Consider the following 24,914-nt stretch of genomic DNA (forward strand, 5'->3'; position numbering starts at 1 on the left):
CTCCTTACAGAAGCTCGTGGAGCTTTTTGCTTATCTCCGCACTTCTCTCTATGGAGTTGTCGGCGATGAAGCTGAGCTCGGGAGCCTTGCGCATTTTGAGGCGGTGGAAAAGTTCCCTCTTGATGAAGCCTGCTGCGCTTTTCAGCCCTTCAACAGACTCCTTTGACCGCTCCATGCCCTCAAAGCTGGAGACATATATCTTACAGCTTGACATATCCCCTGACAGGTCAGCTCTCACGATAGTGAGCATCTTGTCTATCCTGGGGTCCTTGAGCTCGCGGAGAATGGCGGTCATTTCCCGTTTTATATCTTCAGCCATGCGGCTGTTCTTGAAATTAGGCATTATATTCCTTTCTGTCGTCAGAGATTTACTGTAAAGCCGCTCCCTGATGATTCTTCATGCTTATCGGACTCGGCAGCTTTTTCCTTCTTCGCGGAAGTCTTCTTAGCAGACTTCTTTGAAGCAGTCTTCTTTGCGCTCTTTTTGGCGGGAGCCTTCTTTGCGGGCTCTGCTGCGGCTTCCTCTGCCTTGGGCTCGACAGCCTCGGGCTTGGGCTCCTCAGCATTCTCCTCCTCGAAGAAGCCTGCACCGAACATCTCGGCTGAGAAAGCCTCGTCCTCGGCGCTTCTGCTGTAGTCGGGAATATCCTCGTCGCCTTCTTCGCTGTAGTATATATCGGCATAGTTGCCGTACTCAGGCTCCAGCTCCACATCGCGGACAGGGCGCTCGATGCCCATAAGGTCGTCTGTGTATTCCTCGGGCTCCTCCATTGCGCTGCACTGACCGAGAAGTATCTTCTTTACCGATTCAAAGAAGAATATGTCGATAGGTCCGAAGTCGTCCCATGCCAGTGCCTCGTTGCAGTACTGCAGCATATCCGCAGTACTCATTCTGCTGTTATCCATAAGAAATTCCCCCTTTATCATTGATAGAAATTAGTTGTCAGTTAATCTTCACGGTATTCCTCGACGATGTAGGTCTCGAAGATATCGCCTTCCTTGACGTCGCTGAACTTCTCAAGGCTGATACCGCACTCGTAGCCGTCTGCGACCTCCTTGACATCGTCCTTGAAACGCTTGAGACCTGCGATCTCGTCATCTGCGATTATTATTCCGTCTCTTACTACACGTACCTTGCTTCCTCTTGTCACCTTGCCGCTGAGAACGTAGCTTCCTGCTACCATACCAACGTTGGAGATCTTGTATACCTGACGTACCTCAACACGTCCCTGCTCGACCTCGCGGAGCTTGGGAGCCAGCATACCCTTCATAGCGGTGCCGATCTCCTCGATAGCGTCATAGATGATACGATAGAGTCTGATGTCAACGCCGTCGCGCTCGGCATTCTCAGCCGCAACGGGATCAGGTCTTACGTTGAAGCCGACGATGATAGCATTTGAAGCGCTTGCCAGCATAACGTCGCTCTCCTTAACGGCACCGACAGCACCGTGGATGACTCTTACTCTTACCTCGTTGTTGGAAAGCTTCTCCAGCGACTGCTTTACAGCCTCAACAGAGCCCTGAACGTCAGCCTTGACAACGATGGGGAGCTCCTTGATCTCGCCCTCTGCGATCTGGCTGAACAGGTTGTCAAGAGTTACCTTGCGGTAAGCGTTGAACTGCTCCTGCTTCTGCTCGTGCTTTCTCTGCTCAACAAGCTCTCTTGCCAGTCTCTCGTCCTCAACAGCGTTGAAGGTATCGCCTGCGCTGGGGACCTCGGCAAGACCTGTGATCTCAACAGGAACGGAAGGACCTGCGGACTTTACGGTTCTGCCCTTGTCGTTGGTCATTACGCGGACTCTTCCCACAGCAGTACCTGCGATGAGGACATCGCCCTGCCTGAGAGTACCGTTCTGAACGAGAAGTGTAGCGATAGGACCTCTTCCCTTGTCGAGACGAGCCTCGATGACAGTACCCTTTGCAAGTCTGTCGGGATTTGCCTTGAGCTCCTTGACCTCGGCAACGAGAAGAACGTTCTCCAGAAGGTCATCTATGCCCTCTCCTGTCTTTGCGGATACGGGAACGCAGATAACATCGCCGCCCCAGTCCTCGCAAACGAGATCATACTTTGTGAGCTCTTCCTTGATACGGTCGGGGTTAGCGCCCTCCTTATCCATCTTGTTGATGGCAACGATGATGGAAACTCCGGCAGCCTTGGCGTGGTTGATGGACTCAACTGTCTGGGGCATGATACCGTCGTCTGCGGCAACAACGAGGATAGCTATATCTGTGATATTGGCACCTCTTGCACGCATTGAGGTGAATGCCTCATGTCCGGGAGTATCCAGGAATGTGATGTCCTGACCGTTGATGTTTACCTGATAAGCACCGATATGCTGTGTGATACCGCCTGCCTCGCCTGCGGCAACATGAGCATTTCTGATACGGTCAAGGATAGAGGTCTTACCGTGGTCAACGTGACCCATAACGACTACAACGGGGCAGCGGGGCTGGAGGTTTGTATCATCATCGTCGGTATCGTCGATAAGACGCTCCTCAATGGTAACGATAACTTCCTTCTCTACCTTTGCACCCATTTCCTCAGCTACGAGAGAAGCTGTATCGAAGTCGATCTCCTGATTGATGGAAGCCATTACACCCAGCTTCATCAGCTGCTTGATGACCTCTGTAGCGGCAGCCTTGAGACGTGTAGCCAGCTCGCCCACAGTGATGGTATCGGGGATGAGCACCTTCAGCTGCTGCTTTCTTGCTCTCTCCAGCTCCAGTCTCTTCAGCTTCTCAGCCTCGGATTCCTTTCTGGAGAACTGCTGTCTGCTTCTCTGAGCGGACTTCTGATTGATCTTCTGCTTCTTTGAGGAATAGTTGTCGTTCTTGTGCTTGTTTGAGGTAGCCATCTGGTCGTATCTCTCGTTGTACTTGTCGAGGTCAACATAGCTTCCTCTTGTGTCGACTGTTCTGCGCTGAGTTGAGGTCTGAGCGGTCTCAGAGCTGATAGTGGCGTTGAACTTTGTTCTCTCGCCTCTGTCCTGAGCCTTTGCCTGCTCCTTCTTCTTGTCCTTTTTCTTATCCTGCTTCTTAGGCTCCTGTGCCTTCTCCTCGGCAGGCTTTTCCTCAGTCTTCTTTACGGGAGCAGCCTCCTGCTTTTTCTCGGGCTCTGCCTTCTTCTCGGGAGCAGCCTCCTGCTTCTTCTCGGGCTCTGCCTTCTTCTCGGGAGCGGCTTCCTGCTTCTTTTCAGGCTCAGCCTTCTTTACGGGAGCGGCTTCCTGCTTCTTTTCGGGCTCTGCCTTCTTTACGGGAGCGGCTTCCTTCTTCTTCTCGGGCTCTGCCTTCTTCTCGTGAGCAGTTTCCTGCTTCTTTACGGGCTCTGCCTTCTTCTCGGGAGCGGCTTCCTGCTTCTTCTCGGGCTCTGCCTTCTTTACGGGAGCAGCCTTCTTCTCCTCCTTCTTCTCGGCAGGCTTCTTAGCTGCGGGAGCCTTCTTCTCCTTGGGAGCCTCCTCCTTTACAGGACGGGGATCGTTCTTTGAGTTGAAGTAGTCATTCAGTGAGCTTACCGAATAGCGGTCCTTGGTATAGTGTTCCAGAAGGGAATTCATCTCCTCCTCGGTGAGCGAAGAACCTGTTTTCTTCTTGTTATCGCCCTTTTCCGCGAAGAAGTCGATGAGCTCCTGTGAGGATACGTCAAAATCCTTTGCAGCGTCGCTTAACTTTATCTTTTTTGCCATAGGCTTTATTACCTCCAGTTTTGTCTGCCGGCCATAGCGGCATCATTGTAAGATTGTTCTCATATAACCATCTATATCAACGCATTACTGCGATCCATCGGATAATATTTTTCCGAAGCCGTCTGCGAAGCCCTTGTCCGTCACTGCTATGACGGCGGTCTCCTTGCCCCAGAGCCTGCCTATATCGGCTTTTGTCAGCTCTGTTGCGAAGTGTCTCACGCTGTATTTATTGCAGTGGAAGTCCACTTCCTTGACGGTCTTCTCCGAAGCGTCGGCGGCTGTAAGTATGCAGTGTGCAGTGCCGTTTTTCAGTGTTTCCACTGCGCTGTCGAAGCCCTTGACAGCTCTGCCTGCCTTAATGCAGATACCCAGCAGATCAGCTGTCCTGCGGGCCTTCACTGAGTTCACTCAACATCACCTCGTAAACGCTTTCTTCTATCCTGCATGAGAACGATTTCTCGAAGCGTCTTGCCTTTCTCGCCTTCTCAAGACATTCCGCGCTGCGGCAGATGTAAGCACCTCTGCCTGCCGCCTTGCCTCTGAAGTCCAGGCTTATGTCTCCCTCGGGGGACTTTACCACGCGGATCAGCTCCATCTTGGGCTTCATCTCTCCGCAGCCGAGACACATTCTCATGGGTATTTTTCTTGGCTTCATAATTATTCCTCAGTCTCGGGAGCAGCTTCCTCAGCAGTCTCCTCAGCCTTAGCCTCCTCAGCAGTCTCCCCGGCAGCAGCCTCAGCATCGGCTGTTTCCTCTGCGGGAGCCTCTGTGCTCTCCTCTTCCTCAGCAGGAGCTGTCTCGAATACGGGAGCCACGAAGTCGGGGCTCATCTCGGGAGCCTCCTCTCCTGTGAGGTTATCGAACTGGGGCTTGATGTCGATCTTGAAGCCTGTGAGCTTTGCAGCCAGCTTCGCGTTCTGACCCTTGTTTCCGATAGCCAGTGAGAGCTGATTGTTGGGAACGATGACTGTGCAGGCCTTCTCCTCCATGGAGGTGATGACTGTCTTGAGCACCTCGGCAGGAGCAAGAGCTCTTGCGATGAATTCCTCGGGTACCTCGCTCCAGGGGATAATGTCTATCTTCTCGCCGCTGAGTTCATTTACAACAGCGGTTATTCTTGAACGCTTGGGACCTATGCAGGCGCCTACAGCGTCAACGTTCTCGTCCTTGGACCATACAGCGATCTTTGTTCTTGAGCCTGCCTCACGGGATATGGACTTCACCTCAACGGTGCCGTCATATATCTCGGGGACCTCCTGCTCGAAGAGTCTCTTTACCAGGTCCTTGTGTGTACGGGAGATCTTTACGACAGGCTTCTTGTTCTTGCCGATGATGCCTGTGATGTAAACCTTAACGGACTTTCCTTCCTCCAGGTTCTCACCGGGGATCTGCTCGTTGCGGAAGAGATAGAGCTCTGTTCCGTCGTAGACAACGGTAACTGTACCTCTGCCGGGTTCTACCTGAGAGACCTTGGCAGTGATGCACTCATGCTCCTTCTGCTCGAACTTGCTGAGCATCTGCTCGCGGTTGATCTCTCTCAGGTCGCCCTTGATGGACTGCTTGGCGGAAAGAGCCGCCATTCTGCCCAGCTTGGAAATATCCAGCTCCTTGAGGATAGTTCCGCCGACAACGGCATTGGGGTCCATTGTCTTGGCAACGTCGATATTCACCTCGTTGACATCGATAGGCTCGTCGTCGATGATATCCTGACGGATATACATCTCGAACTTCTTTGTTTTGGGGTCTATCTCGACGGAGATCCTCTCCTCGCTGTGAGGATAGGCTCTTCTTGCCGCCTTGAGCATAGCCGACTTTACCTTATCGATGAGAAGCTCGGTCTCAACGCTGTTTTCCTCTCCAAGAGCCTCGAGCGCCTTGAAAAAGTCCTTATTCATGTTCATGTCTGTAAATTCCTCCAATATATTATATTTTGTTTTTTTACATTTCAGAAATCGAGATAGAGCTTTACGAAAGCAATATCCGATAACGGGAATTTCTTTTCATCTCCGCTTTCAAGGACGACGGTAACGCCCTCCTTGTCAGCACCTGCAAGCTGTGCGACTATTTCTTTCTCGCCGTCCACAGCCCTGATGAAGCGTATCTTCACCTTGTCGCCGCAGCAGACCTCGAAGTGTTCCTCCTTGACCAGCTCCCGCTCCAGACCAGCCGAGCCCACCTCAAGCATATAGCTCTGAGGAATGGGGTCCTTCTCGTCAAGTATGTCGCTAATGGGAGCGTTGGCGCGTTCACAGTCCGCAATGGTTATACCCTCGTCCTGGTCGATGAACACGCGGAGATACCACATAGCGCCTTCCTTTTCGTAGCAGACGTCCCAGAGGTAGTAGCCAAGCTCATCGGTGATGGGCTTGATAAGGTCATAGACCTTCTGCTCGGTACCGCCGAATTTCTTGAATTTCATAGGCAGTTTTTCCCGATATATCGGGTTTCTCCTTTCCCTGTAAAGTAATAGTCCCAATATAAATACTAAAGACCGGAAGGGCTCCGGTCTTTGGGTTTACTATCATCATCAACTATTATATCACGGTTTTTCGCAAAAATCAAGTGTTTTTCGGAATTTTTTTCAAAAATTCCCGATTTTTTACTGTCAGTAATCGCACAGCTGCCCGCAGCAGTCCCCAAGCGCCGCAAAAAAGTCCCTTTACAGGCGATATTTCGCAGAGTCTATTGACAATCCCGTCTCTGTATGATATAGTTTATGTAACTATTCTAAGATAAACGAGGTGCGAACCATGAAAGCTCTGAAAATAATACGCAGCATAGTCCTTGTGATACTCCTCCTGGCGGTCATCGCCGCGCTGGCGCTGTTCCTGTATCTCCGCAGGGACATAAAGACTCTCCGCAGCCTGAAAAACGAGGGCAACGGAGCCTACACCATGGACTACGACAGCGACTACAAGCTGGACAAGTTCCTGAAAACAGGCGCCGAGAACGATGAGGAGCTCTACTCATTCATTCAGAAGGAGCTGATGCACGGTCTTTCCCCAGACGGGGACACTCCCAGCGCCGCCTGCACTGCCTTTGTGGCGCGCAATGACAAAGGCAACGTGATATTCGGCAGAAATTTCGACTTTGACACCTCCCCCTTCATGCAGGTATACACCCACCCAAAGGACGGCTATGCCTCGGTATCCACCGTGCCGCTGCTTGCCGTTGGCTTCGACAAGCGTCACTCTCCCACAGACGGCTTATCCAAGGAGAACATTCCGCTGCTGGCAGTTCCTTATTTTGCCTGCGACGGAATGAACGAAAAGGGCGTTTCCGCGGCTCTGCTGGTTGTTCCCGTAGTATCCACAGTATACGATGAGAACAAGGTCTCCATGAACCAGACCGTCGCCATAAGGCTTATCCTGGACAAGGCAGCCAGCGTTGACGAAGCGGTGGAGCTGCTGGGACAGTACAACGTCTACTTCAGCAACAATCTGAAGTCCCACATACTCATAGGCGACGCAGAGGGCAATTCCGTTATCGCGGAGTACTACGACGGCGCATTGCAGGCTGTTACCTCCGCCGAGAACTACCAGATAGCCGCCAACCACATCGCCTACAATAACGAGAATATATTTGAGTCCCCCGACTCTCTCACAAGGCAGGAAGCCGTAGAGCAGGTCATCACAGACAGCGGCAACAGGCTTGATATGCAGACCTGTCAGGAGCTTCTCAACTCTGTGGGACTCTACAACAGGGACAAATCCGACAGGCTCCAGTGGTCGGTGGTGTACGACCTCACCGACAGGAGCGGCAGGATATGGCCCCGCCGTGACAGCAGTGCTTCATGGGACTTCACCGTCAGTGAAAAATAAACGCCAACATATACAGCGGACGCCCGTCGGGTGTCCCTGCAACTAAGCACTGATCACTAATAACTAACCACTAAAAAAGACGTTTCCGAAGAAACGTCTTTTTTCTTTATTCTCAGCCCTTGAGCTCAACTCGTCTTATCTTGCCGCTGATGGTCTTGGGAAGCTCGTCCCTGAACTCAACGATACGGGGATACTTGTAAGGAGCGGTGTGCTTCTTAACATAGTCCTGTATCTCCTTTTTCAGCTCGTCCGTGCCCTCTGTGCCCTTGACAAGCACAATGGAAGCCTTTACCACCTGACCTCTTACGGGGTCGGGAGCCGCACTTACGCCGCACTCCAGAACGTATGGGAGCTCCATGATAACGCTCTCGATCTCAAAGGGGCCGATGCGGTAGCCCGATGACTTGATAACGTCGTCAACTCTGCCCACGTACCAGAAGTAGCCGTCCTCGTCCTTCCAGGCAGTATCGCCTGTGTGGTAGAGGCCGTCGTGCCATACTTCCTTTGTCTTCTCATCGTCATTGAAGTATCCCAGGAAGAGTCCGCAGGGAGTGTTCTTGTCCGTGCGGATAACTATCTCGCCTGTCTCACCTGTCTTGACGGGATTTCCGTCGGGGTCAACGATGTCCACATCGTAGAGGACGCTGGGCTTGCCCATAGAGCCGGGACGGCAGGTCATGCCCACGAAGTTGCCTATGGAAAGGGTGGTCTCGGTCTGACCGAAGCCCTCCATGAGCTTGACTCCCGTAGCCTTGAGGAACTGATTGTATACCTCGGGATTGAGAGCCTCGCCTGCAACAGTCGCATACTTGATAGAGCTCAGGTCGTACTTTGAAAGGTCCTCCTTGATGAAGAAACGGTACATTGTGGGAGGTGCGCAGAATGTGGTTATATTGTACTTCCTGAACATTGGAAGTATCTTGTGGGCGTCAAAGCGGTCGAAGTCATATACGAATACGCAGGTCTCGCTGAGCCACTGTCCGTAGAGCTTGCCCCAGAGAGCCTTTCCCCAGCCCGTATCGGAAATGGTGAAGTGCAGACCATTGGGGTCTACGTTATGCCAGTAACGTGCGGTGATGAAGTGACCGAGAGCGTACTTGTGGCTGTGTGTAGCTATCTTGGGGTAGCCTGTGGTGCCCGATGTGAAGAACATGAGATTTGGCTCGCTTCCGCAGGAGAGCTTTTCGGGGTCTGTGGGACGGTCGAAAACGTCGCTGAACTCCGACATTTCCTTGTCAAAATCAGCCCAGCCCTCGCGCTCGCCATGAGCCATCATCTTTATGAGACTGATGCCCAGCTCCTCCTCGGCAAGGTCCACCTGATGAGCAACGTCACCGTCGCCCGTACATACGATAGCCTTTACGCCTGCTGCCTTGAAGCGGTATGTGAAGTCATGCTGCACCAGCTGATTTGTAGCAGGGATAACTATTGCACCTATCTTGTGAAGGGCAAGGATAGAGAACCAGAACTGATAGTGCCTCTTGAGCACCAGCATAACTCTGTCGCCCTTCTTTATGCCCTTTGACAGGAAGTAATTCGCGGTCATGTTGGAGTACTTCTTCATGTCGGCGAAGGTAAATCTTCTCTCTGACATATCGTTGCCCACATAGATGAGAGCCTCCTTGTCGGGACATTTAGCCGCAAGAGCGTCCACCACATCGAAGCCGAAGTTGAACTTCTCCTCGTTGATGAAGCTTATGCCCGTAAGTGAGCCCATGGTGTCGGTCTCAAGCTTTATGAAGTTATCGGCAACGGGGTCCTGAATGTGAGCAAGGTCGAAGTTGGTAACTCCGGGAAGGATAACGGGGTCAAGGTTTGAGATAGCGTGCTGAGGCTGCTTCTCGCCGCATACGATAGCGTAGAACTTGCACTCCTTGCCGCCAACAGCCCACTCGTCATGGGGCTCGGAGCTGTCATAGTAGATGGAGTCGCCCTCGTTGAGTATCTCAACGTTGTCGCCTACCTGCACCTTGAGCTGACCGCTGATGACAATATCCATTTCCTGACCCTCATGGGTGTGGGGGTGAGGAACTCTGAACTCCTCGTCAACATAGGGAATGGTAACGAGGAAGGGCTCTGCTATCTTGTTGCGGAACTTGGGAGCCAGTCTCAGATAGCTCAGACCCTTTCTTCTGGCAATGGGAAGTCCCTCGCCTGCTCTTGTGATGTCGAAGCTCCTGATATGGGGAGACTCACCCTCCATAAGGTCGGCTATCTCAACGCCGCAGGCATTTGCGAACTTGTATATAAAGCTGAAGCTGAAATCCTTTGCGCCGCCCTCATAGGCAAGGTACTCATAGGAAGAAACACCTATCTTGTCAGCCATTTCCTTGGGAGACAGACCTACCGACTCACGGGTGAGCTTTATTCGCTCAGCGACCTCTCTCATTTTTAATTCGGGATCAAACATACTGCTCATTTAAAGCCTGCTCCTTTCTGTATCATAAAGCGGAAATGTCAGATATTCCGCACTGTATTCATAATTGTAATTATATCACTGCCTCTCATCGTTGTCAATGATTTTCTGTAACGGAAAAGAGGGCCGGAAACGCGGAAAAGCTCCCCTCAGCAGCCATGCGGCGGCTCTGAGAGGAGCTTTCATATATTATTAAATCCCACAATGATCTTATATATCGGTTTTATCAGTTGTTGTCGCTGTTTTCTTTATCAGCGAAAAGGGCAAGTATTCCTGCACAGACAGGAGCGTCAGATGAGCTTTCGGCTACTCTATTACCGGAAAAGTGAGAAAGACGTTCAGCTGTTTCCTGACGTTTTTGCTGCTTCATAGATTCCAATGCCTCCTGAAGCCCCTTCTTAGCCTTCTTTTCCTGAACCTGAGGGAGCTCATCGCCTAATCTGACCTCAAAGAACTCGATGTCATCAATACTATGGTTTCCCGGGATCAGCTTAGTTCCGAAGTCGCTTAATGCAGGCTCAAATCTGCCTGTCTCAAGTCTGCCGGCATCCATTCTTCCGGGTAAAACTGCCGCATTTGCTGACATTGCACCTGTCATGGGGATAGCACACATGGCTGTTGCTGCGATCGCTGCAAATATCTTCTTAACTGAATTTTTCATAAAACCACTCCTTAATATATTAATTATAATTATTCGTTGCCGTCATCGGTGCTGTCATCATCAGATGAATATATAGCTGTAAGAGAATACCACTTACTATTACCCTTTGCCCTGAGCTTCTTTGCTTCTTCCTCGGCTTTCTTAGCACGGATATAATCCAGGACTTTGTCATTGTATTCGATTTGGGACTTGTCTATTTTTTCGATAAAGCGTGGTCCTGTTACCGGAGGTTCAACGGGCTTACATTCAAGTCTGCCAAACTCTGCTTTTTCAATGCGGATATTTCCGCGGTCGATCCTGTCAATGCTTGCTGCATTTGCGGAAAGTGAACCTGCCATGGGAACTGCACACATAGCTGTCGCTGCGATTGCTGTAATGATCTTCTTAAAATTAACCTTCATAATAATTTCTCCTTATAAATAAAATAATGGTAATGCAGATGTACGGTGTATATGTTCATTTCTTTGTTCAAGGTGTTGCGCAACCCTATGCTTTTATTATACTCGGATAAGGAAAAATGTGAAGATGATTTTTGTCATTTTGTCAGTGACATTTGTCACTATCTGCACAAACAGAACAGGCGGCTTAAAACAGCGCATAAATAAGCCATAAAAATAAATGAGGGGCGAAGCCTCAGCATCGGGATTCTCAAGGGAGGCTCTCCCTTGAGCAGGAAGGGGTACGGGGAAGGGCAGCGCCCTTCCTGAGAAACAGTGTGACGAGCGAAGCAATGTCACACGGCTGCAACGTACTTCTTTCCTCGGCTTGCCCGACGCAAAAACTGCAAAATACAGGCGGTCTGACAGCAGTTTATTATAAACTCTCCGCACAATCCTTGTCCGATATTACTATAAGTATCGATAAATCGCAATTTCTGGTCAGTTGTTTACGATATGTTCATCTTTACCCCCTTGCCAAATCCCCTGTTAAATGCTATAATTAGAATGATATTTTCTGCCCGCGGAGAGCACTGTCCAACGGCAGCTATGAAGGAGATTGGTATTATGCAGTACGGACATTTTGATCTGGAAAACAAAGAATACGTCATCACTAACCCCGCAACTCCCGCACCCTGGGCAAACTATCTCGGAGACCCCGAGTACGGCGCTATGATCTCAAATAACGCCGCAGGATACAGCTTCGTTAAATCAGGAGCTAACGGAAGACTTTCACGCTTCCGCTTCAATTCCGATATGGCGCTCCCGGGACGCTACATCTATATAAGAGACAACGATACCGCTGATTACTGGTCTGCTTCATGGCAGCCCGTTGGCAAGCCCCTTGACAAGTACAAGAGCGAATGCCGCCACGGTACAGCCTATACTATCATCTCTGCCGAGTACGAGGGCATAAAGTCAGAAACATCTTACTATGTTCCCTTCGGCAAGACATACGAGGTATGGCGCGCAAAGATCACAAACAACTCCGGCAAGGAGAGAAAGCTGTCCGTATTCGGACTTATAGAGTTCACCAACGAGCCCAACTATGAGCAGGATCAGGTAAACCTCCAGTACACCCTCTTTATCACTCGTACAAGCTTTGAGGGCGGAAACAGGATAATCCAGCACATGAACGAGAACACAGGCTTCGATGAGAACGGCTACAACGGCAAGGAGCGCTTCTTCGGCATGGTGGGACAGCCCGTCACAGCCTGCAACGGAAGCCTCAGCGACTTCATCGGTCCCTACAGGACATTCTCGAACCCCATTGCCGTTGAGACAGGCAAGTGCAACAACGTTATGAACTTCAACTCCAATTCCTGCGGCGCTCTCCAGAGCGATGTTACTCTTGCAGCAGGCGAGACAAAGGAGTTCATCTTCGTACTGGGTCAGCGCACCGACTCAGAGGCTGCCGCTATCCTTGAGGAATACAAGGAAGCAGGCAAGGTAGACGCCGAGATAAAGCAGCTCAAAGACCACTGGCACAGCCAGCTGGCTAACTTCAGCGTAGAGACTCCCTCTGATGAGTTCAACAATATGATAAACGTATGGAACGCTTACCAGTGCTTCATCACATTCATCTGGTCAAGAGCGGCTTCATTCATATACTGCGGTCTGAGGAACGGCTACGGCTACCGCGATACGGTACAGGACATCCAGGGTATCATCCACCTCGATCCCGAGATGGCTGCCGAGAAGATACGCTTCATGCTGTCCGCACAGGTCAGCAACGGCGGCGGACTTCCCCTTGTAAAGTTCGACCACAACGCAGGCCACGAGACCTGCCCCGACGAGAACGACGAGCACAGCGTTTACGCAAAGGAGACAGGTCACCCCTCCTACCGTGCCGATGACGCACTCTGGCTCTTCCCCACTATTGTCAAGTACCTTGGCGAGAGCGGCAACAAGGGCTTCCTTGACGAGGTCATCACCTATGCAGAGGAAGGCGGCGGAGAGGCTACCGTTTACGAGCACATGAAGAATGCTATCCGCTTCTCCATGGAGCGTCTGGGAAGCCACGATATGCCCGCAGGTCTCCACGCAGACTGGAACGACTGTCTCCGTCTGGGAGCACAGGGCGAGTCAACATTCGTTGCATTCCAGCTCTACTACGCTATGAACGTAATGAAAGAGCTTGCTGAAATGAAGAACGACAGCGAGTATTCAGCATATATCGACGGCGCAAGAACTAAGCTTGCAGCCGCACTTGAAAAGTGCTGGGACGAGGACAGATTTATCCGCGGTATCCGCGAGGACGGCGTTATCGTCGGCGCAAAGAAGGATCCCGAGGCAAATATGTGGCTCAATCCCCAGAGCTGGTCGGTCATCTCACGCTTCGCTTCGGGCGAGCAGGCTGACAAGGCTATGAACAGCGTTCACGATATACTCAACACTCCCTACGGCGCAAAGCTTCTTGATCCCCCCTACAAGTTCCACCACTTTGAGGGTGCGCTCATGCAGGTATTCAACCTTGACACAAAGGAAAACGGCGGCATCTTCTCACAGTCACAGGGCTGGCTCATACTTGCCGAGGCACTTCTGGGACACGGCGACCGTGCATTCGAGTACTTCCTTGAGAGCTCGCCTGCCGCAATGAACGACAAGGCTGAGATAAGAGTTATGGAGCCCTATGTACACGGACAGTTCACCGAGTCAAAGGCTTCACCCTATGAGGGACGCTCACACGTTCACTGGCTCACAGGTACAGCTTCCACAGTAATGGTAGGCTGCGTAGAGGGTATCTGCGGAATGAGACCCGACCTTAACGGTCTTGCCATCGCACCTTCTATCCCTGCAAAGTGGGACGGCTTCAAGATACACAAGAACTTCCGCGGCAAGAAGCTGAACATCGACATCGACAACTCCGCACACGTTCAGAGCGGCGTAAAGGAGCTCTACCTCAACGGCACAAAGCTTGAGGGCAGCTACATTCCCGCTGACAAGCTTGCCGACGTTAACGAGATCAAGGTAGTACTTGGCTGATATTCAATGCGTAATTAAAGGCGAACCGAATGGTTCGCCTTTTTGTTTATATCAAACTACAGGTCAGCTGCGTTGGCACGTCTGAATTGTGCAGTCATACAAATCCGACAAGTTTTCTTTGCAAAACCTTGACAAGTACACTTGGCAGTGCTATAATACAGACACGACAAGTAAACTTGTCAAAAACTGACAATAAAACTTTGCATGATATAGGAGGAGATCATTATGAACAGGGAAGAAATACTGGCTAAAAGCAGACAGGAAAACAAAAACCGTGACATTGCAGGAATGGACATAAACAAAAATGCTTCAAGGATATCACTCATTTTCAGCCTGTTTTTTATCCTGTTCCTGATGACATTGACATGGATAGCCGGAAAGCACATGAATCACGGCATTATCGCAACAGAATACAGTATGATTTTTCCGTTGTTTCTCTATAAAGCCATAAAAACAAAGAATCCTGCAAATATAATCTTTGCGGTAATCGCAGGACTTTGTCTTATTATTTTTACTGTTAATACGATACGGGATATTTTCGATATATACCCGTTAGGAAGGTGAATGTATCATGAATAAGGAAGAAATACTTGCTAAAAGCAGACAGGAAAACAAAAACCGCGATGTTGCCGAAATATCTCAGACAAAGGACGCCTCAAGATTTGCCATAATATTCAGTCTCGCCTTTTATCTGATATTCTCAACGCTAACTATGATAGCTCATAAGCCCTTTAACAGCAGCATTGCAGCTATGGAGACCTGCGTTATGTTTGCAGTTTATCTGTACAAGTCAATAAAAACAAGAAAAAGCGAACATATAGTATGTGCAGTCCTTATTGGAGCAGCGTTTCTCATGTTCTCGTTTGTGGCAATAATGGACCTGTTTAAAAAATAAGGTGGTGTAAAAATATGAATAAGGAAGAAATTCTCGAAAAAAGCAGACAGGAAAACAAAAACCGCGACATCGCGGAGATAGACCAGTTCAAAAGCGCTGCAAGATTCGCTCTGATAATCAGTATGGCTTTCACGGCATTATGGACTATGCTGTCCATAATCGCTACGCAGCGTGTTAATTACGCTGTTATCGCTGCGGAATTCTGCATGTCGTTCTCCATGTGGCTTTACAGAGCAATAAAAAGCAAAAAAGCCTCGGATATTTTATTGGCGGCAGTCTCGGGCTTAACCTTTCTTATCCCCGCTTTCATCGGAATATGCGAGCTTTTCGGCTTAAAACCATAAGGCGGTGACTGTATGATAGACGATTCACTTATACTCCGCAACCGCCTGAAAGAGATACGCAAGGAGCAGCGGCTCTCACAGGACGAGCTTGCAAAGATGGTGGGCGTGTCGAGAAACACCATAAGCTCCATAGAGACGGGGCAGTTCAGCCCCACAGCAAAGCTGGCGCTGATACTTTGCATAGCTCTCGACAAGAAGTTTGAGGATATATTTTACTTTGACTAAAAATCGGACGCCCCATTGGAGTCCTGATTTGAGTAAGTAGTAAGTAGAAAGTAGTGAGTAGAAGCCGATACACTGAATAATACTACTCTCTACTTACTACTCTCTACTCACTCATAATTTACCCGAATAAAACAAAATGCCCCTGAGCGCTGAAAAACGTTCAGGGGCAAAGCTTTTTATTCAGTTATTCCTTGCCTCTTCGATCTTTTTTGAGGCTTCCTCGATAGCAGCCTGAGCCTGTGAGGTCTTTTCCTTTATCTCTGCCTCAGCCTGAGCGATCTTCTCCTCAAGCTCAGCCATATTCTCGTCTGACTTCAGGTCCTCGATCTTCTTTTTGATCTCGTCGATCTTAGCCTTTGCCGCCTCATAGTCCTCGGAGTTCTTCATATCCTCCATAGCCTTTTCGTATTCGGCCTGGAGCTCCTCCTTTGCCTTGGCAGCCTCGTCCTTGATCTCCTCCCCTGCTTCTTCAAGCTTCTCCTCTATCTTGGAGCCGCCTGACTGAACGGGTATAGAGTTTCCGTCCTCGTCGAAGAATACAAGGTTGTCGATATAGAGGTCGGACTCGTTGGCGATGCCCCAGCGCATGATGAGGAAGTTGGGGTCCTCCATGTCCTCGCTCCAGCACTGTCCGCTGTCAGCCAGCAGGAACTTGAACTTGACGTGAACGGGCCCCGAGGTCTCGAAGTCGTACTCGCCGCCGTCGAACTCCTGGAAATCGTACCACTTGTCACTTGCAGCAGTTACAGTACCGCCGCCTCCGCCTATCCAGCCGGGAGCTCTTACGTTCTCGGCGTCATTGGTCTTGAGGCCGTCCTTGGTAGCCTGAGCGTACAGGTCAAACTCTATACTGCGCACCTTCGCAGCGCCCTCAGCGCCCAGCAGCGGCAGCACACGTATGTCTATCTTCTGCACCTTGCCCTTGAGGGGAACTGAGTTGTCATCGGTGAACTTCAGCATTTTGTTGCCCATGAGCTCCTCAACGGAAAGCTCGCCCACAGCACAGTCCTTGTCATCGGTCTTGACCTCGGCGAAGTCGAAAACTCCGTCATCGAAGGTGATGGCGTTGGGGTCGTCAGCCTCTACGGGCGTAGGGGGCTGCTTCTCCTCTGTGGTCTCCTCCTCGGTGGTCACCTCTGCGGTAGTCTCGGCAGCGGTGGTGGTTGTATCCTCGGACTTCTCGCCCGAATCCTTCTTGGCGCAGCCCGCAGCACAAACAGCAAGTGTCAGAGCCGCAGCGCCAGCCATTAATTTTTTATAGTCCATATCTGTATCTCCTTTATGCGTCACGGTATGAATGGTCTGTTTTACAACCTCATTGTAGCACAAAAACAAAGGCGTGTAAAGTAACATATCATACAAATCCCTACACTTTTTTTAATACATTATACACAAAAATTGCGGTCACAGTTATAACTTGACCAAATATTGCGACAAGTATTATTTCTTCTCTCTGTTCTGATAGAATATCTCCACGGTCTCCCTCATCATGTCGAAGGGACGTATTTTCGGGGATATTTTCACGGAAACGTAGGACTTGCCCACGCCGTTGAAGGTTATCCTGCCCTTGTAAGCCTGCTGGAGGGCGGCTATCTGCTCGGGCACAAGGTACTCGGTATAGAAGTACATAGCGCCGTTCTTCTGGGAGATTTCGGTGATACCCATGTGTGCCGCCTTGTTTCTCAGCAGGGAGACGTCTATGAGTCCCACCACCGATTTCGGCGGGTCGCCGTAGCGGTCTATGAGCTCGTCTATGAGGTCGGACTTGTCGCTGTCCTCGTTGACCAGCATTATCTTTCGGTACATATCTATACGCTGATTGAGGCTTGATATGTACTTCTCGGGGATATGGGCATCTATCTGTATATCCACAAGGCACTCGGGCACCTTCTCGGGCTGAATGCCCTTTTCCTCAGCGATAGCCTCGGAGAGGAGCTGCAAATACATATCATATCCCACAGCTTCCATGTGACCGTGCTGTCTGCCGCCCAGGATACTTCCCGCGCCTCTTATCTCCAGGTCTCGGAGGGCTATCCTGAAGCCGCTTCCGAACTGTGTGAACTCCCTCATGGCATTGAGACGCTTTGTAGCTATCTCCGTCAGCACCTTGTCGCGCTGATAGGTGAAGTAGGCGTAGCCTCTGCGGTTGGAGCGTCCCACACGTCCGCGCAGCTGATAGAGCTGCGAGAGGCCGAAGCGGTCGGAGTCCTCGATAATAAGGGTATTGACATTGGGAACGTCCACACCTGTCTCGATGATAGTTGTGCAGACCAGTATATCCACCTCATGCTCCACAAGCTGCTCCCATATATCTGACATCTCGTCCTCGCTCATCTGACCGTGTGCAACAGCGATACGAGCCTCGGGAAGCAGCTCCTGCAAGCGTGAAGCGCAGGCGCGGATAGTCTCCACGCGGTTGTGGATATAGTACACCTGTCCTCCGCGGCGGAGCTCCCTGACGATAGCCTGAATGACAGTTCCCATGTTGTACTCGATGACATAGGTCTGAACGGGGTATCTGTCCTGAGGAGGCTCCTCGATGACGGACATATCCCTGATGCCGCTCATTGCCATATTCAGTGTACGGGGAATAGGCGTAGCGGACAGCATCAGCACGTCCACGCCCGTAAAGCTCTCCTTGAACTTCTCCTTGTGGGCAACGCCGAAACGCTGCTCCTCGTCTATGATAGCCAGTCCCAGGTCCTTGAACACCACGGACTTCTGGATTATCTTGTGAGTACCGATGATGAGGTCGATACGTCCCTGTTTCAGCTTCTTTATTATCTCCTCCTGCTGCTTTGGAGAGCGATAGCGACTGAGCAGCTCTATGTTCACGGGGAAGTGTTCAAATCTGCGGAGTGCCGTCTGGTAGTGCTGATAGGCAAGGACTGTCGTAGGCGCAAGGATAGCGCACTGTTTGCCCGAGAGCACACACTTCATGGCAGCTCTCAGTGCCACCTCGGTCTTGCCGAAGCCCACGTCGCCGCAGAGCAGTCTCTCCATAGGACGGGCGCGTTCCATATCCGCCTTTATCTCGGCGATGGACTGGAGCTGGTCATCGGTCTCCACATAGGGGAAGCGCTCCTCGAAATCATGCTGTATCTCGTCATCGGGATAGAATGCGAAGCCCACGCTCTTTTCGCGCTTTGCATAGAGTGCGATGAGCTCATGCGCCATATCCTTTACTGCGCGTTTTACGTTGCTTCTGGTCTTCTGCCACTCGCCTGAGCTGAGCTTGTTGAGCTTTACGCCGCTGTCATCTCTGGGACCGATGTATTTCGACACCATATCCAGCTGAGTTACGGGTATATAGAGCTTATCTGTGCCTGCGTACTGTATGGTGATATAGTCCTTGGTAACGCCGTCCATTTCCAGCTTTCTTATGCCGATGAACCTACCGATACCATGACCCGAGTGTACAACAAGATCTCCCTCGGTGATGTCAGCAAGTGAGCGTATCTCCTCCGCCTTGTTTTTCTTTTTGCGGCGCTTTCTGCGGACCGCGTCCATAGAGCGTCCCTGAGTGATGAGAACTGTCTTGTTCTCGGGATACTCAAAGCCGCCGCCGAAGCTGCCCGACATGAGCAGCACCCTGCCGGCTGCGGGCTCGATGCCCTGTGACAGCAGGTCGCAGGGAATGCCCTTGTCACAGAGGTCCTGCTGGATTATGGGAAGCGTCTTGTCGCTGCCTGCCGCAAGTATCATGCGGTAGCCGCGGCGATGATAGTCCTCAAGGTCCTCAATGAGCTGCTTCATCTCGCCGCTCCAGGGAGCTGTCTGCATAGCCTCGAAGCTTACCAGTCTGCGATAGTCTATACGCTCTCCGCCCTGCATGAAGCTGCTGATATAGAGGCATACACGCTTCTCAGCCCTGTGCTGTATCTCCGCCAGCTCAAGGACATAACCGTCCAGCCCCTTGCAGAGCTGACCGTCCTCCATAAGTATCTTCACGTCCTCGTTGTGCCTTGTGAGCACACCTGCGGCGGTGTCCATGATGTCGGAATAATCGCTGAAAAGCACCGCTCCGTCAATATAGTCGAAGACGGTGGAGGGCTCTCCGTAGACCAGAGGGTAGTACTTGACGCTGTGGGCAAGTATCTCCCCTGCTCTCAGCCTGTGAACGTCCGCACCCAGATGCTCGCGTATCTGCTCCATGCGCTTTCCGCGGACCTTTTTGCACAGCTCCTCAATCTTATCGGCAAGCTCCTCGTTATCGTAGAGCACCTCACCCGAGGGGTATATCTCTGTTTTTTCAAGGGGCTCGGTGCGGCGCTGAGTGTCGGTCTCGAACTCCGATATGGAGTCTATCTCGTCGCCCCAGAGCTCGATACGGACGGGCTTATCCGCCTGTACGGGGAAGATGTCCAGGATAGAGCCCCTTACGGAGAACTGGGACGCGCCCTCTACCTTTTCGCAGCGCTGATAGCCGCACTTTGCCAGTGTCACCGCAATCTCCTTCAGGTCTATCTCCTGTCCCTGGGAGAGCTCGATACCCGAGGCGATAAGGACGCCCACGGGGATAACCGGCTGCATGACAGCCTCTATGCTTGCGCAGATCACGGAGCAGCGGCTTTTAGCCGCCTTTATGAGGGCGGCTATGCGCATATGCTCGTATTCATGGTTGGTGCTGTCAACGGGAGTGAAGACCAGCTCCTTTGAGGGGAAAAGCACAGCCTCCTCCGTCCCTGCCATCATGTTTATGTCGTCGCAGAGCTTTTTCGCCTCTGCCTCGGAGCCTGTGATGACCAGGTTTATCTTCTGACCGCTGAGGGCGTGTATGAGCTGCGCCCTGTGTATATGGGAAAGGCCCGTCACAGAGACGGGTGAGATATTCTTATCGACGGCTTCCCTGAGGCTTTTGAAGCCTGCAAGCTCGCCGAACAGTTCTTTAAACAGATCCATTGTACATCTCCGTTATCAGGAATTATACTTATTCATGGCTTCATCGGTCTTGTCCTGCACCATGAGCTTTATGCACTCGCAGGCGTTCTTTACCGACTCTGCCATTTTCTCAGAGTCCTCCTTGCCGAACTTGCCCAGCACCCACTTAGCCAGGTCATAGTCGGGGTGAGGCTTCTTGCCCACGCCCATTTTTATGCGTGGGAAGTCGTCCCTGCCTGTGAGCTCGCATATGCTGCGGAGACCGTTATGGCCGCCGTGGCTGCCCTTGCGGCGTATGCGGAGCTTTCCGCAGTCAAGGGAAATATCATCGCAGACCACGATGAGGTTTGAAACGTCTATCTTGTAGAACTCCAGCGCCTGAACGATAGCTTCACCGCTGTTGTTCATGAATGTGGTGGGCTTGAGAAGCAGGCAGCGCTTGCCCTCGATAGTGACCTCAGCGGTCTTGCCCTTGAACCGCAGACGGCTTATATCCTCCCCCAGCTGCTTTGCCAGTTCGTCCATGACCATGAAGCCTGCATTGTGGCGTGTGTTTTCGTATTCAAGTCCGGGGTTGCCCAGACCTGCGATAACATATTCTATTTTACCTCTTGCCGAGGAAGAATTTGCGGAAATCCTGTCGAACACATCAAAAATACTCATATTATCCTTCCTATCTCAACTTTCAACTCAAAAAACTTGACTTTTTGCCCCCAGACCCGGAAGGGTCTCAAGGACTGTCAGTCCGTACTTTTCTGCGAATGCCCTGCCCTTTTCCATAGCCTCGCTGTCGCAGAGAGCCTCCGGCACATGGGCATCGCAGCCGATAATGACGGTATTTCCCACTCTCTGAGCAATGCGGAAGAACCTGTCCGAGGGGTAGTGCCTGCCGCCTGTCATGCCAAGCAGGTTTATCTCCACTGGTATATCCTTTGTTTTCAGGTACTCGCACAGCCTTGTGAAGTGCTTTTCGTATATCTCCTGACCGCCTGTGAAGTCCAGCAGGTCGGGGTGCGCCAGATAGCGGTATCTTCCCGACTCCATGCCCTCGATTATGCGGTCAACATACTTATTGAGCACCGCCTCGTCACCTGTGGGGACTCCCATATAGACCTGACAGTACTCCGGGTCGTTGAAGTGCTGACCCATTATCATATAGTCCAGAGGATAGTCCGCAAGGAGCCTGTCCTGGGCTTCGATGAGCTGGGGTATGTACTCCGCCTCAAAGCCTATATATATGGTAATATCATCGGCGTATTCATCTCTCAGGTCGGTGAGGGACCTGAAATAGCCCTCCACCTCTTTATCGGTCATTCTGATGCCCGACCTGTAGCCGTCCCCGAATACCCAGGGGCAGTGGTCGGCAAAGCCCAGCACCTTCATGCCGTGAGCGATGGCGCTCTCCACGAACTCCCTGTCCGTACCTCTGGCATGGCCGCAGCGGGCGGTGTGGGTATGGTAGTTTGCAAACAATGTCTATTCTCCTTTCCCTCGGGCTCATCTCTGCCTGAGGAGCACCTCCGCGATTTCTATATCCTCGGGAGTGGTTATCTTTATATTGGTGTAGTCCCCCACGGTCATGGCGACCTTGCCGCCGATGGCCTCTACCAGCTGGCAGTCGTCTGTGAAGTCCAGACCGTGCTCCAGAGCGAAGTCGATACCCTCGAAGTAGAGGTCACGCTTGAATATCTGGGGAGTCTGGGTGATATACAGTGAGCTTCTCGGAGGGGTATCAATGATAAGACCGCCGTCCACGTTCTTGATGGTGTCCTTTACGGGAACTCCCAGAGTCGCGCCGCCGAAAACGGAGGCGTCCTTGATGACCTTCTCGATATGCTCGGGCTTTACAAGGGGACGGGCGCCGTCGTGGACAGCCACAAGGTCGGTGCCCTTTGATATTTTCTTAATGCCGTTGATGACGCTCTCCTGACGGGTAGCGCCTCCCGTAGTACAGGCGGCAAGCTTTGTGATGCCTGCGGCTTCTGCCTCAGCCTGAATGGCGGGAATATCGTCCTCACGGGCAACGATCACTATTTCGCTGACGCTTTCGCAGGCCTGAAAAGCCTGCATGGTAACGCCGATGACCTTTCTCTCTCCCAGGGGGAGGAGTATCTTATTAACGCCGCCCATTCTTGTAGAATTTCCTGCGCATACAATAACAACGGAAGTTTTCATAGCAATATCTCCATTATGATTTCTGTACGTTACCGCATAAACGGTACCTTATTATTATAATATACCTTAAAGATGATGTCAAATCATAATTTAACACCGCAGGTGTTAAATTATGAGTGAGTAGAGAGTAGTAAGTAGAGAGTAGTATTATTCAGTGTATCGGCTTCTACTCACTACTTTCTACTTACTACTTACTCAAATCATAATTTAGCTCCGCTAAATTATGATTTCCCTGGATAAACAAATGCCCCCGGGTGCTTTGCAGCACTCAGGGGCAGAACTGCTATATGCTCATCACTGCATAGTCACGGCGAAGCATACGCTCTCACCGGGCTGATTGATGATATTCAGCTTGAACTTGTGCTTGTCGATAATGGACTTCGCAATGGCAAGACCCAGTCCGTAGCCGCCTGTTGCACGGTTTCTCGACTCATCGCTGCGGAAGAAGCGCTCGAAGATCTTGTCCTGATCCTCGATCTTGATACCCTGACCCGTATTGAATACGGACAGTACCTTTTTGCCGCCTATCTTCTTCAGCGAAACTCTTACCGTACCGCCGTCGTTTGAGTATTTCAGCGCATTGTCGATGAATATGGCAGCCATCTGCTTAACGTGCTTTTCGCTTCCGCAGAGCATGATGTTGTCGTCTACGTCCACCTCGAACTTCTTGTTGCTCTCGAATGCCTGACACTCGAAGGGCAGGGCTGTATTGATGATAGCCTTGCTCATATTGAAGTACTTGTACTCAAGCTCAACGGTGTTGTTCTCAAGCCTTGTAAGGTTCAGAAGGTCATTTACCAGCACGTTCATGCGGTCTGTCTGGGATTTTATGTAATTGAGCCACTTGTTCTCGCCTATCTCGCCCTGAAGAACATCGGAATTTGCAGATATTACCGTAAGGGGAGTTTTCAGCTCATGGCTTGCGTCCGATACGAACTGCTTCTGCTTGTTGAAGGCTATCTTGATAGGCTGTATGCTCTTCTTGCTGAGGAAATACGCCAGAATCGACAGTATTATCATAGCGATCGAGCCGATGATGATAGTAGTGCGCTTGAGCTGTCTGAGCATATCCATCTCATAGCTCTTGTCGGTAAGGACTATGAGGTTTCCGTTTGACTTGTCAGCCTGATAGTACTGATAGGAGTGATACATACCCGTGTCGGCGTTTTTGTCCAGTATATCGGTGATGCACTCCTGAGCGGCATCTGCCTTCAGGTCCTCATTATAGAGCTTTGCAAGGTAATTGCCGTTTTTGTCGGACATGAGCACGAAGAAGTCGATAGAGCCGAGGCTCTTGGGTATGGGCTCCACCTTTGAAGCACTTACGGGACTTGCCTGGGGAGCGGACTTCCTGTTATCCTTCCTGCTCTCATAGTTCACCTCGTCGCCGTCTTCTTTGTTTGACAGAACGGTAAAGCCGTCAAGCACGTCCTCGCCGCTGTATACCGTCTGCATGAGGGTGAACTCTTCCTCCTCATTATCCTGTACCTCGCCGCCGTGCTCCTTTTTGTAGCTTTCGTAGTCGAAGTCATCGTTTTCCTTTTCGTTGCTGTAAGCCTTGGGAGCCTGTCCCCACTGCTGCTGGTTCCAGGGGCTCCAGGGGTTTAAAGGGCTCCAGGGATTCCAGGGATTCCATGGGTCATAGTATGGGTTCCAGTTCGGGTCATACTGACCCTGTCCCCAGCCGCCCTGACCGTTCTGGTCGCCGCCCTGACCGCTCTGGTCACCGCCGCCCCAGCCGTTCTGGCCACCGCCGCTCCAACCGCCGGTCCATCCGCCGCCGTTGTTATTGCCGCCGTTATCGGGGACTGTGGGAGCTGTCCAGTCGGAGTGGTTCTCCTGAGACTGCTGAGTCTCTGGCTGTCTGGGCTGAGTTTCCGGCTGCCTTGGCTGAGTCTCAGGCTGTCTCGGCTGAGTTTCGGGCTGCTGTACCTCGGGAGGTCTCTGCTGCTCGTACTCGGGCTCATCATAGTTCTCCTCCACGGAAGCTTCCGTCCTTTCCTCAGCCTCTGTGGTAGTGCCTGTTTCCGTAGTATTTTCCGCAGTAGTCGATGTTACCGTAGTGGGGACCGCAGAGGTCTCCGTCTCCGTAGTGGTGGTGGCGGGCTCGGTCTCCTTTTTGGGAGGCTCGGCAGGTCTGTCGTTCCTGGGCTCGCCGTTGTCCGGCGGAGTGAACATGAACTTCAGCTCCTTGTCGTTATACTCCGTACCTGCGGCGATCTGCATGAGGACCTCCTTTGACTGTCCTCTCATGACCGCCTTGGTGATAACGTTTATTGAGCTTATGAGCGCGATGAACACCGCAAGGAGTATGCTCACTATCATAGTGAACAGCTTCATCTGCGCTTTTCTGAACATCTGATCGTTATTTTTCTTTGACATAGAAGCAT

22 protein-coding genes are annotated in these 24,914 nt (G+C 51.3%); 6 read left to right on the forward strand and 16 right to left on the reverse strand.

The window, feature by feature from the left end:
- Positions 1–4: 4 nt before the first annotated feature.
- From rbfA to rimP, 7 genes are all read right to left on the reverse strand, one after another.
- A complete protein-coding gene (rbfA, locus tag T488_RS0105860; protein WP_028519989.1) occupies positions 5–343 on the reverse strand; it encodes a 30S ribosome-binding factor RbfA in 339 nt (112 codons plus the stop codon).
- A 17-nt stretch (positions 344–360) separates the two neighbouring features.
- The gene (locus T488_RS0105865) at positions 361–906 is read right to left on the reverse strand and encodes a hypothetical protein (RefSeq protein WP_028519990.1); all 546 of its coding nucleotides are present in this window, start codon (positions 904–906) and stop codon (positions 361–363) included.
- 41 nt (positions 907–947) lie between these two features.
- The gene (gene infB, locus T488_RS19250; RefSeq protein WP_028519991.1) at positions 948–3,683 is read right to left on the reverse strand and encodes a translation initiation factor IF-2; all 2,736 of its coding nucleotides are present in this window, start codon (positions 3,681–3,683) and stop codon (positions 948–950) included.
- Positions 3,684–3,767: 84 nt separating this feature from the next.
- Complete coding sequence (locus T488_RS0105875; RefSeq protein WP_028519992.1) at positions 3,768–4,091, reverse strand: L7Ae/L30e/S12e/Gadd45 family ribosomal protein; 324 nt, start codon at positions 4,089–4,091, stop codon at positions 3,768–3,770.
- Entirely contained in the window at positions 4,060–4,338 is a 279-nt protein-coding gene (rnpM, locus tag T488_RS0105880; RefSeq protein ID WP_028519993.1) for an RNase P modulator RnpM, read from the reverse strand. The genes T488_RS0105875 and rnpM overlap by 32 nt, the downstream gene beginning before the upstream one ends.
- A 2-nt stretch (positions 4,339–4,340) precedes the next feature.
- Positions 4,341–5,579: a transcription termination factor NusA gene (nusA, locus tag T488_RS0105885; RefSeq protein ID WP_242838304.1), complete on the reverse strand. Its 1,239-nt coding sequence runs from the start codon at positions 5,577–5,579 to the stop codon at positions 4,341–4,343.
- Positions 5,580–5,629: 50 nt separating this feature from the next.
- Positions 5,630–6,103 (reverse strand): ribosome maturation factor RimP, encoded by a 474-nt coding sequence (gene rimP / locus T488_RS0105890; RefSeq protein ID WP_028519995.1) that lies wholly within the window; start codon positions 6,101–6,103, stop codon positions 5,630–5,632.
- A gap of 331 nt (positions 6,104–6,434) precedes the next feature.
- Here rimP and T488_RS0105895 point away from each other — a divergent pair, with 331 nt between their 5' ends.
- Positions 6,435–7,505, forward strand: a complete 1,071-nt coding sequence (locus T488_RS0105895) for a linear amide C-N hydrolase (RefSeq protein ID WP_028519996.1) — start codon at positions 6,435–6,437, stop codon at positions 7,503–7,505.
- A gap of 112 nt (positions 7,506–7,617) precedes the next feature.
- Here the strand turns inward: T488_RS0105895 and T488_RS0105900 are convergent, their stop codons facing one another.
- From T488_RS0105900 to T488_RS0105910, 3 genes are all read right to left on the reverse strand, one after another.
- Positions 7,618–9,924 (reverse strand): AMP-binding protein, encoded by a 2,307-nt coding sequence (locus T488_RS0105900; protein ID WP_028519997.1) that lies wholly within the window; start codon positions 9,922–9,924, stop codon positions 7,618–7,620.
- A gap of 223 nt (positions 9,925–10,147) precedes the next feature.
- Entirely contained in the window at positions 10,148–10,582 is a 435-nt protein-coding gene (locus T488_RS0105905; RefSeq protein ID WP_028519998.1) for a hypothetical protein, read from the reverse strand.
- A gap of 29 nt (positions 10,583–10,611) precedes the next feature.
- Positions 10,612–10,983, reverse strand: a complete 372-nt coding sequence (locus T488_RS0105910; protein WP_028519999.1) for a hypothetical protein — start codon at positions 10,981–10,983, stop codon at positions 10,612–10,614.
- Positions 10,984–11,586: 603 nt separating this feature from the next.
- Here T488_RS0105910 and T488_RS0105915 point away from each other — a divergent pair.
- The 5 genes from T488_RS0105915 (at position 11,587) to T488_RS0105935 (ending at position 15,468) form a co-directional block, all read left to right on the forward strand.
- Positions 11,587–14,004, forward strand: coding sequence for a GH36-type glycosyl hydrolase domain-containing protein (locus tag T488_RS0105915; RefSeq protein WP_028520000.1), 2,418 nt, complete (start codon positions 11,587–11,589; stop codon positions 14,002–14,004).
- Positions 14,005–14,229: 225 nt separating this feature from the next.
- On the forward strand, positions 14,230–14,568 hold the full coding sequence (locus T488_RS0105920) for a DUF6442 family protein (protein ID WP_028520001.1): 339 nt from the start codon (positions 14,230–14,232) through the stop codon (positions 14,566–14,568).
- Positions 14,569–14,575: 7 nt separating this feature from the next.
- The gene (locus T488_RS0105925) at positions 14,576–14,899 is read left to right on the forward strand and encodes a DUF6442 family protein (RefSeq protein ID WP_028520002.1); all 324 of its coding nucleotides are present in this window, start codon (positions 14,576–14,578) and stop codon (positions 14,897–14,899) included.
- Positions 14,900–14,913: 14 nt separating this feature from the next.
- Positions 14,914–15,243, forward strand: coding sequence for a DUF6442 family protein (locus T488_RS0105930; RefSeq protein WP_028520003.1), 330 nt, complete (start codon positions 14,914–14,916; stop codon positions 15,241–15,243).
- Positions 15,244–15,258: 15 nt separating this feature from the next.
- Positions 15,259–15,468 (forward strand): helix-turn-helix transcriptional regulator, encoded by a 210-nt coding sequence (locus T488_RS0105935; protein ID WP_028514108.1) that lies wholly within the window; start codon positions 15,259–15,261, stop codon positions 15,466–15,468.
- A gap of 180 nt (positions 15,469–15,648) precedes the next feature.
- Here the strand turns inward: T488_RS0105935 and T488_RS0105940 are convergent, their stop codons facing one another.
- The 6 genes from T488_RS0105940 to T488_RS18635 form a co-directional block, all read right to left on the reverse strand.
- Positions 15,649–16,734, reverse strand: coding sequence for a hypothetical protein (locus T488_RS0105940; protein ID WP_028520004.1), 1,086 nt, complete (start codon positions 16,732–16,734; stop codon positions 15,649–15,651).
- A 174-nt stretch (positions 16,735–16,908) separates the two neighbouring features.
- Complete coding sequence (mfd, locus tag T488_RS0105945) at positions 16,909–20,370, reverse strand: transcription-repair coupling factor (protein WP_028520005.1); 3,462 nt, start codon at positions 20,368–20,370, stop codon at positions 16,909–16,911.
- A 15-nt stretch (positions 20,371–20,385) separates the two neighbouring features.
- The gene (gene pth / locus T488_RS0105950; protein ID WP_028520006.1) at positions 20,386–21,012 is read right to left on the reverse strand and encodes an aminoacyl-tRNA hydrolase; all 627 of its coding nucleotides are present in this window, start codon (positions 21,010–21,012) and stop codon (positions 20,386–20,388) included.
- A gap of 27 nt (positions 21,013–21,039) precedes the next feature.
- Complete coding sequence (locus T488_RS0105955; protein WP_028520007.1) at positions 21,040–21,822, reverse strand: histidinol-phosphatase; 783 nt, start codon at positions 21,820–21,822, stop codon at positions 21,040–21,042.
- Between the two features lie 24 nt (positions 21,823–21,846).
- The gene (gene ispD / locus T488_RS0105960) at positions 21,847–22,524 is read right to left on the reverse strand and encodes a 2-C-methyl-D-erythritol 4-phosphate cytidylyltransferase (protein ID WP_028520008.1); all 678 of its coding nucleotides are present in this window, start codon (positions 22,522–22,524) and stop codon (positions 21,847–21,849) included.
- A 294-nt stretch (positions 22,525–22,818) separates the two neighbouring features.
- Positions 22,819–24,906, reverse strand: coding sequence for a sensor histidine kinase (locus T488_RS18635; RefSeq protein ID WP_051536343.1), 2,088 nt, complete (start codon positions 24,904–24,906; stop codon positions 22,819–22,821).
- Positions 24,907–24,914: the final 8 nt, after the last annotated feature.

The sequence above is a fragment of the Ruminococcus flavefaciens ND2009 genome (assembly GCF_000621785.1).
Classification (GTDB): domain Bacteria; phylum Bacillota; class Clostridia; order Oscillospirales; family Ruminococcaceae; genus Ruminococcus; species Ruminococcus flavefaciens_C.